The organism is Proteus sp. TSJ240517 (assembly GCF_047921575.1).
Classification (GTDB): Bacteria; Pseudomonadota; Gammaproteobacteria; order Enterobacterales; family Enterobacteriaceae; genus Proteus.
Window position 1 is genome coordinate 41,681 of record NZ_JBLRMH010000002.1, and the last position, 12,145, is coordinate 53,825.

Below are 12,145 nucleotides of genomic sequence, written 5' to 3' on the forward strand. Positions count from 1 at the left end.
CGGCTATGGTTTTTTTAATTCTTACAGTGCTAAAAGAAGTTGTCGTTCTATTTGCGGATCTTGTAAGGTGACATGAAATCCGATTAATCGCACACCTCTGCCATTTCGGCGCTCATGCCATGCTTGGTAGGCAATATTTATTAAATCGGCTTTTTCTAAAATAGGATGAGTATGCTCTTGTGTCGTTAATTGAAAATCATCAAATTTTAGTTTAACGCCTTGCCTTGCTATCCTTAAATCGGGTTTCACTTTTGTTAGTCGCCGTTCTAATTCGCTATATAATCCGTCAAGTAATGCCAAGCAATCATCCCAAGAATTAATATCTGAAGCAAAAGTACGTTCAACTCCGACTGATTTTCTAAGTCTATCAGGGTTAATTTCACGCTCATCGATGCCATGACTGCGTTCCCATAAATTTTGACCAAATTTCCCAAATACTTTTACTAAAGAAATGACATCAGTACGGCGAATATCAGCACACGTTTCTAAGCCCATTTCTTGCAAGCGAGCAAATGTCACCTTACCTACACCTGGTATTTTGTTAAGCGGTAATTTTAAAATAAAATCATCGACTTGCTCTGGTGTAATAACAAATTGCCCATTTGGTTTGTTGATATCAGAGGCAATTTTGGCGAGAAATTTAATCGGTGCAATGCCTGCGGATGCAGTAAGATTTAACTCATCAAAAATTTGTTGGCGAATTTCTTGAGCGATCAACGTTGCAGAACCATGACAATGCTTACTGTCAGATACATCAAGATAAGCTTCATCGAGTGAAAGAGGTTCAATAAGGTGGGTATAACGAGAAAAAATTTGGCGGATCTTTGCTGATGTCTCTTTATAGAGAGGCATTCTGCCGGGTAAAACTTTTAAGTGAGGACATAACTTCAACGCTGTCGCCGTTGACATAGCACTACGGACGCCAAAACGACGAGCAGGATAATTCGCCGTGCAGATCACACCTCGGCTAGAAGCATTGCCTCCAACCGCAATTGGGATCTCTTTTAGTGCTGGATTATCTCGCATTTCAATCGCAGCATAAAAACAATCCATATCAACATGAATAATTTTACGCATACAATCACCTCGCCTCATTTACTGTTTAAATATACAGTAAATAAATATTAACTACAATTTTTATTCCTTCTCTTCTCCCTCTATTGAGGTGTATTTCTCATAAAAATCTGAATTAGTCTGTTTATTTATAGAATTGTCACAAAGTGGTGATAGATTGTTTTAGCTCGCTGATTAATTACATTAATTTTAAATATTGTTTTGTAACTATATATAAAACAAGGAAATAATTTTTCATGATCAAATTATTTATCGCTATTTCTCTCTTTTTTTATTCTGTAATTCTTATGGCATCTCCTAAAATTATCGCACATCGTGGTGGCACAGCTGATGCCCCTGAAAATACTGAAATTGCTATAAAAACAGCCCTCTTTCATCAAGCTGATGCAATTTGGATCACTATTCAATTATCGAAAGATAATATTCCTGTCCTTTATCGTCCTAGTGATTTAAAAAGCTTAACAAATGGGCAAGGTAGTGTTTCTGACTTTACGGCACAGCAACTTAAACAATGGGATGCTGGCTATAAATTTGGTGAAGCACAACAATTTCCTTATCGAAATAAAGGTGTCACCATTCTGACATTGGATGAGATATTAACTCAATTCCCTACAACACAGTTTTATCTTGATTTAAAATCACCAGATGCTGATCCTGCAATCCAAGCTGAAGCATTAACCACCGTACTTCATAATCATAACGCACTGGATAGAACTCGCGTTTATTCTACAAATACTGCATTTCTTGACGCCTTATCAATTAATGTACAACGTTTTGAAAGTCGTGATATTACTCGTGATATTTTAGCCAATATCACAATGAGCCATATTTGCCTACTACCTGAAAATTTAGATATTACTCGTTGGTATGGGCTTGAGCTTCACCGCAAAGTAGAAGTTGTTGAGAAATACACATTAGGTGAAGCACGCTCAGCATCGGTTCTAAGTTGGGATAAAGACGCTATGTCTTGTTTTCGTGCTGGTGGCAATGCTCATATTGTTCTTTTTGGGATCAATACAGAGAAAGATTTTATTCAAGCCACAGAATTAGGTGCTGATGCAGTTATGGTCGATTCACCCGCAAAGATGAAAGCATTTAGAAAAGAGTAAGCCCCTAGCTTTTAGCTTCGCTTCTTCAGAAAGAAGAAAATAAAAAAGAGTGATGTAAATATATACACCACTCTTTTTTTATTTTTATATCTTACTTAAAGAATTCTATTTTTATTAAGCAATTCTTCTCTTGCTGCATCTTTTGCCATACGTTTTTTACGTGCATCACAAGGTTCGGGGCAATCACACTCTTTTTCTATGCCCATAGCACCTAAACCGCCACAGCTACCTTGAAGGCTTTTACGTTTTACAATATAGCCTAACGCCATACCAAAGAAAGCAATCAAGAATAAGATGAAGGCAAATAGAAATATTTTTAACATAACCTTCTCTCCTTAAATTCTACTTTTTCAAGAACGGGGCGAATGCTTTACTATAACGCTCTTCAAACCCATTTTCAGTTTTCACTATCATAAAGACAGGAATATTTAGCTCGTTTGCTACTGCTAACCCTTTTTCAGGCCCTAAAACATTCAATCCTGTCGAAAGACCATCTGCGCTCATGCAAGTTGGCACAATCACAGTAATAGAAACAAGGTTATGTTTAATAGGATGACCTGTGGTTGGGTCAATAGTATGAGAAAAACGGACACCATTCTCTTCAAAATAGTTACGATAATCACCAGAAGTGGCTATTGAGTTATCACCTGGTTCAATAATTAACTGAACACTCTGTTTTGTGCCGTCATTTGCTGGTTTTTCAATCGCTATACGCCAAAGCTTGTCATTACCATTCACGCCTTGGGTTCTTACTTCACCACCAATATCAACCATATAGTTAGTAATATTCTGTGAAATTAAATATTCAGCCACAGCATCAACGCCATAGCCTTTAGCAATCGAAGAGAGATCGACATAAAGCTCAGGGATCTTCTTAATTAATGTATTACCTTCAACAGCAAGGTAATCAATTCCAATCCACTGTTTACGTTTTTCTAATTCATCTTCAGAAGGTTGATGCGTAAATCGGCCTTCTGGGCCAAATCCCCATAAATTAACTAACGGTCCAACGGTCACATCTAAAGCACCATCTGTTATTTTATTAATACGGATAGCTTCACTGACTACTTTAGCTGTCGCGGGTGAAACAGGAAATGGGGTATTAATTTCACGGCTTTGATTGAAACGACTGAGTTCAGAATGAGGACGATATGTTGACATTTGATCGTTAACTTCTTCAAGGATACGATCAATCTCTGTTTGTAAGACGTTTTGTGGAGGTGAATTACTGTCAGGAACATATTTAATCGAGTAATAAGTTCCCATGGTTTCACCTTCTAATACCTGCTGCTTTTCACCACATGCAGATAATAGAACTAATGCAGACAGCATCACTATCCAATTTATCATCTTTCTTTTTAACATAACTCTCTCTTCTGATCATGAGCGCCCACATAAGTGGGCGCTTGTCATTTCATTCATTTATGCTTTATCGGAAGTTAGGATCAACCCCCAAAGTCATCCAGCATAATGTTTTCATCTTCAACGCCTAAGTCTTTGAGCATTTTAATAACTGCTGCATTCATCACTGGCGGTCCACACATATAGAATTCACAATCTTCTGGTGCTGGGTGATTTTTAAGGTAGTTCTCAAACAACACATTGTGAATAAATCCAGTATAGCCAGTCCAATTATCTTCAGGCAATGCATCTGAAAGTGCGACATTCCATGTGAAGTTTTCGTTCTCTCTCGCGAGCATGTCGAAATCTTCTGTGTAGAACATTTCACGAACAGAACGCGCACCATACCAGAAGCTGATTTTACGTTTAGAATGTAAACGTTTTAATTGATCAAAAATGTGTGAGCGCATTGGTGCCATACCTGCACCACCACCAATAAAGATCATTTCAGCATCAGTTTTCTTAGCAAAGAATTCGCCAAATGGCCCTGAAATCGTCACCTTATCACCTGGTTTTAATGACCAAATATATGATGACATAATTCCTGGTGGCACATCAGGATTACGTGGCGGAGGTGTTGCAATACGCACGTTTAACATGATGATGCCATGTTCTTCTGGATAGTTCGCCATTGAATAAGCACGTACAGTGGTTTCTTTAACATCAGAAACATAGCGGAATAAATTAAATTTATCCCAATCTTCACGATACTCTTCTGGTACATCAAAATCTTCATAACGTACCGTATGAGGAGGACATTCGATTTGAATAAATCCACCTGCACGGAAAGGTACAACCTCACCTTCAGGGATTTTTAACACTAATTCTTTAATAAAAGTGGCTTTATTATCATTTGAGATAACTTCACATTCCCACTTTTTAACACCAAAGATTTCTTCCGGTAATTCTAATTTCAGGTTGTTTTTTACGTTTACCTGACACGCTAAACGACAACCTTCTTTAGCTTCACGCTTATTAATATGTGAAAGTTCTGTCGGTAAAATATCACCGCCACCTTCCAGCACTTTAACGCGGCACTGACCACAAGAGCCACCGCCACCGCAAGCTGATGAAATAAAAATACCTTCGTTTGATAGTACGTTAAGTAATTTATCACCTGCTGGTGCATCAAAACTTTTGTCTGGGTCTCCATTGACCTCAACTGAAATATCCCCTGTATTGACCAGTTTTGATTTTGCGAACAAAATCAACGCTGTTAATACCAATACAATCAGGGTAAACATCACGACACCTAGAATAATTATATCCATGAGTTCTTCTCACCCTTTATAGCTGAACACCAGAGAAGGACATGAAACCTAATGCCATCAACCCTGTGGTGACAAAAGTAACGCCTAACCCTTTCATACCTGCCGGTACATCCGCGTACTTCATTTTCTCACGGATAGAAGCCAGTAATACGATGGCTAACATCCAACCAATCCCAGAGCCGAAACCATAAACAATAGATTCACTGAAGTTATAGTCACGTTGTGCCATAAATGACACGCCACCGAAAATGGCACAGTTAACGGTAATAAGTGGCAAGAAGATCCCTAGTGCGTTATACAGCGCAGGGAAATAACGGTCTAAAATCATTTCTAGGATTTGTACCAGTGCCGCAATCACACCAATGAAAGTGATAAAGTTTAAGAAACTTAAATCAACACCTTCCATTAATGCATTATCACGTAACACATAGTTGTAAACCAAGTTATTCAACGGTACAGAAAGACCTAGAACAACGGTAACAGCGATACCTAATCCAAAAGCTGTTTTTACGTTTTTAGAAACGGCGAGGAATGTACACATCCCTAAGAAGAATGCGAGCGCCATATTCTCAATAAAAACAGCACGAACAAACAGGCTTATATAATGTTCCATGGCGATTAGTCCTCTTCAACCTGTGCAGGTTTTAATGTACGTAATCCCCAAATTAGCAAGCCAATAATAAAGAACGCACTTGGTGCTAACAGGAATAAACCGTTTGGCTGATACCAGCCACCATTTTGGACAGACTCCATCACTGTAATGCCGAATAATTTACCAGAACCAAAAAGTTCACGTAAAAAACCAACAAGGATCAAGATAACGCCGTATCCTAAGCCGTTACCAATACCATCCATAAAGCTTTCAACAGGAGGTGCTTTCATCGCATAAGCTTCAGCACGTCCCATTACAATACAGTTAGTAATGATAAGACCAACGAAAACAGAAAGTTGCTTAGAAATTTCATACGCATAAGCTTGTAGTATTTGGTCAACAACGATAACTAATGAAGCAATAATCGCCATTTGAACAATAATACGAACACTACTTGGTATGTAATTACGAATGAGTGAAATAAAGAAGCTTGAAAATGCAGTAACCAAAGTTACCGCAATTGTCATCACTAATGCGGTTTCAAGTTTTGTTGTTACAGCCAATGCAGAACACACACCTAATACCTGTAAGGCAATCGGGTTGTTATCTAACAATGGCCCAAGTAAAACTCGTTTAATTTCTTTTGTATCAGCCATTGATCTCTCCTTCACGAACTTTTTTCAGGAATGGGCCGAAACCTTTTTCACCTAACCAGAAATCGAACATATGCTGGATACCATTTGAGGTCAGTGTCGCGCCAGAAAGTCCATCAATACCATAAGGGCTATCAGTTGTACCACTACGTACTATCTTAATTGCAGGAGTACCTTGTTCGTTAATTAAGCGCTTACCCTTCCATTGTGCTTTCCATTGTGGATTGTCTACTTCACCACCTAAGCCTGGTGTTTCACCATGAGCATAATAGGTAATGCCTTTAGAAGTCACACCATCAATATCAACCGCAACGAAAGCATACATCACAGACCATAAGCCAGAACCATAAACAGGTAGAACAACTTCTGTGGTTTTGCCTTGTTCATCAAGCACAAAGTAGACTTCTGCTGTATTAGCACGACGGCGAATTTTGGCGATATCTTCTTGTGGCGATAATGCAATTGAAGTGTCATCACTGCGTAAAGCCGCACTTAAATCAAAACTGCCTTTACTATCAGTCAGTTCACCTGTCTGGAAATTAACAATTTTTGCTTTAATACGAGTGTCATACACCTTCAGTACATCTGTCGCACTCATTTTAGGTACGAGCAGACCCGCAACATCAAGAATATTACGTTGTTTATCAAGAAGTTTTTGTTCTTCTTGTTTAGACTTCAGTCCAACAGCGGCTCCTGCTACTACCACGGAACACACCAGACATAGAATAAATACAACGAGGAACGTTCTTGCGACGCTATCTTTGTTTTTCTCTTTAGCCACGAGCTTGTCTCCGCTTAATATTCGCCTGAACAACCACGTAATCAAACAGTGGTGCAAATAAGTTTGCGAATAAGATTGCCAGCATCATACCTTCTGGGTAAGCCGGATTGACGACACGAATAAGCACAGCCATTACGCCAATCAAAATACCGTAAGCCCATTTACCTTTATCGGTAAACGATGCGGATACTGGATCTGTTGCCATAAACATCATACCGAAAGCAAAACCACCTAATACTAAGTGCCAGTGCCAAGGCATTGAGAAAAGAGGATTAGTATCTGAACCGATAAAATTAAACAGGTATGACATTGCAATCATGCCCACCATTACCCCAGCAACAATACGCCATGAAGCAATGCGAGCAAAAAGAATGACAGCTCCGCCGATTAAAATCATCAGTGTTGAAACTTCACCGATCGACCCTGGAATATATCCAAGGAAAGCATCCATCCAAGAGATTGGTTGTTGAGTGACGGTATTTAATAATGCACTTTCACCCGATACAGACCATTGCGATAATGGTGTCGCACCAGAGAAGCCATCAGCCGCAGTCCAAACCAGATCACCTGAGATTTGAGCAGGATAGGCAAAGAACAGGAATGCGCGACCTGCTAATGCAGGGTTTAAGAAGTTACGCCCTGTACCACCAAAGATTTCTTTCGCGATAACAACACCAAACGTAATACCTAATGCAGCCTGCCAAAGTGGTAATGTTGGCGGTACGATCAAGGCAAATAAGATTGATGTAACAAAGAAGCCTTCGTTAATTTCATGACCACGAATAAAGGCAAAAAGAACTTCCCAAAATCCACCAACCGCAAAAACAACAAGATAAATAGGTAAAAAGTAAGTTGCACCAAGTAGCATCTTACTTGCCCATCCAGCATCTGTTGTTAATGATGCGCCGAGAAATTCAGCGAGGCGATAGTGCCAATCTGAAGCAATAATTTGCTGTAATTCAGCACCGCTATATAACTGATTAAGTGCTGGGATCGCTTGATGACCGACGTTATACATTCCCCAAAACATTGCTGGGAAAACAGCCAACCAAACTAAGATCATCATGCGTTTTAGGTCAATAGTGTCACGAACATGCCCACCATTACGCGTGACAGTACCTGGCGTATAAAATACCGTGGTAACGGCTTCATAAAGTACGTACCATTTTGCTAATTTGCCACCGGGCTCAAAATGGTGCTCTACTTTTTCAAATAAATTTTTCAAACCCATGAGTTACCCTTCCTGCTCAATTTTGGTCAATACTTGGCGCAGTGCTGGGCCATACTCATATTTGCTTGGGCAAACATAAGTACATAATCCCAAATCTTCTTCATCCAATTCCAAACAACCTAATGCTTGAGAACTGTCAGTATCACCTACAACTAAATCACGTAATAAATGCGTTGCCATAATGTCTAACGGCATCACACGCTCATAGTTACCAATTGGTACCATTGAACGTTCGCCACCATTCATTGTGGTTGTAAATGCAAAGCGTTTATTTTTTAAGAAGTGACCGATAGTTGTACGAGTGATAGAAAATTTATCGCTACCCGGCATACCCCAACCAAATAACTCTTTATCACGACCTTCGCGTAATACAGAAACTTGGTTATGGAAACGACCTAAATAGTGATGAGCCTCATCAGATTTCCATCCCCATAATACAGAGCCAGAAATAATGCGGTTTTCACCATCAACTAATTGATCTTTAGTTAACTCATAGAGATCAGCCCCTAAACGAGTACGCACTAAACGAGGTGCTTTTACTTGAGGGCCAGCTAATGCAACAACACGCTCTGTATATAAAGAACCTGTTGTAAACAAATAACCAATAGCAATGACATCTTGGTAATTTAAATGCCAAACCATTTTCTTAGCACTCACAGGTTCTAAGAAATGGATATGCGTACCAACTAATCCTGCTGGATGTGGGCCTGCAAATTGGTTATAGCTAATTTGTCCATCATTTAATTTTGTAGGTGATTTTTCACCATGACAAACATAGACTTTGCCTTCGGTTAAACGAGTTAAAACAACAAGACCATCATTAAATGCCTTCTCATTTTGCTCAATAATAACCATAGGATCTGCTGCAAGCGGATTTGTATCCATTGCAGAGACAAAAATGGCGACAGGTGTTGTGCCTAAACGCGGAGTACGGCTATAAGGACGAGTCCTTAATGTAGTCCACATTCCCGAATTAACGAGGTTAGTTTCAACTTGTTCACGGGTCAGGTCTGAGAGCGTTGAGCTATCATAACGGTTAAAGGTGATTTCTTCGTCGCCATCAATTTCGATAACGATAGATTGGAACACACGACGTTCGCCGCGGTTAATTGCAACGACTTTACCACAAGCTGGGCTGGTGAAAATGACACCGGCATTCTTTTTATCTTCAAAAAGAATTTGCCCTTTTTTTACATGCTCACCTTCCGAAACCATCATAGAAGGACGCATACCGACATATTCTTCACCTAGCAATGCTACGCGTCGAATCGCGGGTCCGTCTTCTATCACTTGGGCAGGTGCTCCTGCAATTGGGAGGTCGAGTCCTTTTTTAATTTTAATCATAAGATTTGCACAAGTTTATCAGTTAAACCCTAAGCTACAAATTCACCCCGAAAATGTAGCGACTCTGTAATAAAAACATCTTAAGGTGTTTTTGAACCCTAAGTTATTTATCTCCGATAATTGTTAACTATTTCTCTTATTCTGCCGAACTGAATTTTATCATCTCAGCCTAAACCTGTCTGACTATTCGAGTGATTTAGCTCAAGCAAATGGGAATATTATTTTGACTGAAACGTTAATAACTCGTATAAACCGAATTAAAATATCATCTTTTTCGACGAGCGCTTAAATTTCATACAGAATATTTTGTAAAAGAAAAGAAACCATATCAGATTTTAATTTACAAATTTATTGCTTCATAGCAATCTACGATCTACTTTATCAACAAATTTTAAGCTATTTTTCTGATAAAACCATGACCAGTCACGCAAAACAACTAATCAGTTTTTTAACATTAATGTTAATTTCTTTATTTGTTAACGCTGAAAATAATTCAAGTTTTCTAATGAAACCTGTTAAAAAAAGTACAGGTCAGCCTATCTATATTCAGATTTTCAAAGAAGAAAGCTTACTTGAACTTTATACGGAAAAATTAGATGGGCAATTAGAAAAAGTACGTACTTACCCCATTTGTAGCTATTCTGGAGGCCTTGGACCTAAAAAGTTTCAAGGTGATTTAAAAAGCCCCGAGGGTTTTTATCAGGTTAATTTCTCACAATTAAATCCGAACAGTCGATTTTACCGAGCTATCAACCTAGGATTTCCTAATCAATATGATAAATCAAAAGGATACACTGGCGATTTTTTAATGATCCACGGGGCTTGTAAATCGGTTGGTTGCTATGCAATGACAGATTCTGTGATGGATGAAATTTATCAGTATGCTGAATTGGCGCTACAAGGTGGTCAATCTACGATTAATATTCATATTTTTCCATTTAAAATGACCACTGAAAATATGAAGAAACATCAGTATTCAAAAGATATGGATTTCTGGCAACAGCTTATGCCAGCCTACCAATATGTTGAAGAACGCAAACAAATCCCATCTGTTACCGTTCAAAATGGACGTTATTTCGTTAATAGCACTTTGACTTCACCTAATAGTGTAAACCCTGTCCTTAACTTATCGCAAAATAGTGAAAGCAAATGGTTACAGGATACGCACACCACGATCAAATAAGACAAACTCACCAGCGGGAATACGCAGCCAAGATTCATTTCCAGTCAATGGTAATGTTGATATAACAGAAACCACATCATCTGATTGTGTGTGTTGCTGGAAATCGATTTCTACATCTTGATCAAGTAATTTGGCTTTGCCGAAAGGTGCTTTACGCGTGATCCAATGTAAATTAGTTGAACAATATGCCATTACAAATCGACCATCTGACAACAGCATATTAAAAACCCCTTTTTGCTTTAATTGAGAGGCTAAAACAGCGATAAAACGAAATACAGCAGGCCAATTCACAGGGGTTCTTTTATAACGATTTTCGAGCTGATTTAAGATCCAGCAAAAAGCTTTTTCACTATCCGTCTGCCCTATGGCTCTAAAACGCCCCGTATCAAGAGATTGATAACCTTTTAGTTGACCATTATGTGCATAAGTCCAGTTTTTTCCCCATAATTCACGAGTAAAAGGATGGGTATTTTCTAAAGAGACATTACCTCGATTCGCTTGACGAATATGAGCGATCACAGCCTCTGATTTAATCGGGTATTCTTGAACAAAGCGAGCGACTGGTGAAATTGCACTAGCTTGAGGATCTTTAAATGTACGACATCCCAACCCTTCGTAGAAAGTAATTCCCCAACCATCTTTATGAGGCCCTGTCTTACCACCTCTTGGAATTAATCCACTTAGACTGAAATTAATATCTGTCGGTACATTTGCACTCATGCCTAACAACTCACACATCGCTCACTCCTTCTTGCCGATGTTTCTTGCTAATTTATAGCAATATCAACAAATTATTTTTCCATTTCTTTTTCAATTAATTGGATCAGAATATGGATAACTTTAATATGAATTTCTTGAATACGATCAGCGTAACCGAAATGAGGTACACGAATTTCAATATCTGCTGTACCGTCCATTTTTCCGCCATCTTTACCCGTTAGCGTAATGACTTTCATGCCTTTCTCACGCGCAGCACTAATTGCTTTGATGATATTGCCTGAATTACCTGAGGTTGAAATACCCAGCAGAACGTCACCTTCTTTACCAACAGCTTCAACATAGCGAGAAAAGATATATTCATAGCCAAAATCATTACTTACACATGAGATATGGCTTACATCTGAAATAGCAATGGCAGGATAACCAGGGCGATTTTCACGATAGCGCCCAGTTAGCTCTTCTGCAAAATGCATTGCATCACAATGAGAGCCACCATTACCGCAAGATAATACTTTACCGCCTGCTTTAAAAGAATCTGCTAATAACACCGCAGCTTTTTGGATAGCTTCAATATTTGCGTCATCTTGAAGAAAGCGAGATAGCGTATCTGCTGCTTCTGTTAATTCACCACGGATAAGATCTTGGTACATAGGATTTTTACTCCAGAAAGGGTATCGAAATTTTCTGTTTCTCAGTGTAACGGATTAAATGTCATGAAAGAAGATGCCTATTATAGACAAATGCTAACTTCTCTCATTTACGAATAATTTGTGAGCTATATTGTAA

At 38.8% G+C, this 12,145-nt stretch carries 13 protein-coding genes; 2 read left to right on the top strand and 11 right to left on the bottom strand.

All coding sequences use genetic code 11. The features are described 5' to 3' along the window. Positions 1 to 21: 21 nt before the first annotated feature. Positions 22 to 1,077, bottom strand: a complete 1,056-nt coding sequence (gene dinB / locus ACNARN_RS03805; protein ID WP_160230048.1) for a DNA polymerase IV — start codon at positions 1,075 to 1,077, stop codon at positions 22 to 24. Between the two features lie 233 nt (positions 1,078 to 1,310). On the opposite strand from dinB, the gene ACNARN_RS03810 reads away from it, so the two are divergent. Then, positions 1,311 to 2,183, top strand: coding sequence for a glycerophosphodiester phosphodiesterase family protein (locus tag ACNARN_RS03810; protein WP_416304168.1), 873 nt, complete (start codon positions 1,311 to 1,313; stop codon positions 2,181 to 2,183). Positions 2,184 to 2,278: 95 nt separating this feature from the next. On the opposite strand, the gene nqrM is transcribed toward ACNARN_RS03810, so the two are convergent. From nqrM to ACNARN_RS03850, 8 genes are all read right to left on the bottom strand, one after another. Next, positions 2,279 to 2,506, bottom strand: coding sequence for a (Na+)-NQR maturation NqrM (gene nqrM / locus ACNARN_RS03815; RefSeq protein ID WP_023580998.1), 228 nt, complete (start codon positions 2,504 to 2,506; stop codon positions 2,279 to 2,281). 19 nt (positions 2,507 to 2,525) lie between these two features. After that, positions 2,526 to 3,548 (bottom strand): FAD:protein FMN transferase, encoded by a 1,023-nt coding sequence (locus tag ACNARN_RS03820; RefSeq protein ID WP_109373920.1) that lies wholly within the window; start codon positions 3,546 to 3,548, stop codon positions 2,526 to 2,528. An 80-nt stretch (positions 3,549 to 3,628) separates the two neighbouring features. Beyond that, positions 3,629 to 4,855: an NADH:ubiquinone reductase (Na(+)-transporting) subunit F gene (gene nqrF / locus ACNARN_RS03825; RefSeq protein WP_109373919.1), complete on the bottom strand. Its 1,227-nt coding sequence runs from the start codon at positions 4,853 to 4,855 to the stop codon at positions 3,629 to 3,631. 16 nt (positions 4,856 to 4,871) lie between these two features. Next, on the bottom strand, positions 4,872 to 5,468 hold the full coding sequence (nqrE, locus tag ACNARN_RS03830; protein WP_006534792.1) for an NADH:ubiquinone reductase (Na(+)-transporting) subunit E: 597 nt from the start codon (positions 5,466 to 5,468) through the stop codon (positions 4,872 to 4,874). 5 nt (positions 5,469 to 5,473) lie between these two features. Further along, positions 5,474 to 6,103, bottom strand: coding sequence for an NADH:ubiquinone reductase (Na(+)-transporting) subunit D (locus ACNARN_RS03835; protein ID WP_088493503.1), 630 nt, complete (start codon positions 6,101 to 6,103; stop codon positions 5,474 to 5,476). Then, the gene (locus tag ACNARN_RS03840) at positions 6,096 to 6,881 is read right to left on the bottom strand and encodes a Na(+)-translocating NADH-quinone reductase subunit C (RefSeq protein ID WP_109373918.1); all 786 of its coding nucleotides are present in this window, start codon (positions 6,879 to 6,881) and stop codon (positions 6,096 to 6,098) included. Before ACNARN_RS03840 ends, ACNARN_RS03835 begins: the two co-directional genes overlap by 8 nt. Next, positions 6,874 to 8,112, bottom strand: a complete 1,239-nt coding sequence (locus ACNARN_RS03845) for an NADH:ubiquinone reductase (Na(+)-transporting) subunit B (protein ID WP_023581003.1) — start codon at positions 8,110 to 8,112, stop codon at positions 6,874 to 6,876. The genes ACNARN_RS03840 and ACNARN_RS03845 overlap by 8 nt, the downstream gene beginning before the upstream one ends. Before the next feature lie 3 nt (positions 8,113 to 8,115). Then, a complete protein-coding gene (locus ACNARN_RS03850) occupies positions 8,116 to 9,456 on the bottom strand; it encodes a Na(+)-translocating NADH-quinone reductase subunit A (protein WP_109373917.1) in 1,341 nt (446 codons plus the stop codon). A gap of 415 nt (positions 9,457 to 9,871) precedes the next feature. Here ACNARN_RS03850 and ACNARN_RS03855 point away from each other — a divergent pair, with 415 nt between their 5' ends. Beyond that, a complete protein-coding gene (locus ACNARN_RS03855; RefSeq protein WP_196534268.1) occupies positions 9,872 to 10,639 on the top strand; it encodes a L,D-transpeptidase family protein in 768 nt (255 codons plus the stop codon). Here ACNARN_RS03855 and ACNARN_RS03860 read toward each other — a convergent pair. Both ACNARN_RS03860 and lpcA read right to left on the bottom strand, forming a co-directional pair. Next, a complete protein-coding gene (locus ACNARN_RS03860; protein ID WP_416304169.1) occupies positions 10,610 to 11,377 on the bottom strand; it encodes a class II glutamine amidotransferase in 768 nt (255 codons plus the stop codon). The two genes, ACNARN_RS03855 and ACNARN_RS03860, sit on opposite strands and share 30 nt — an antisense overlap. Positions 11,378 to 11,430: 53 nt before the next feature. After that, positions 11,431 to 12,009, bottom strand: coding sequence for a D-sedoheptulose 7-phosphate isomerase (lpcA, locus tag ACNARN_RS03865; RefSeq protein WP_006534804.1), 579 nt, complete (start codon positions 12,007 to 12,009; stop codon positions 11,431 to 11,433). Positions 12,010 to 12,145 lie beyond the last annotated feature (136 nt).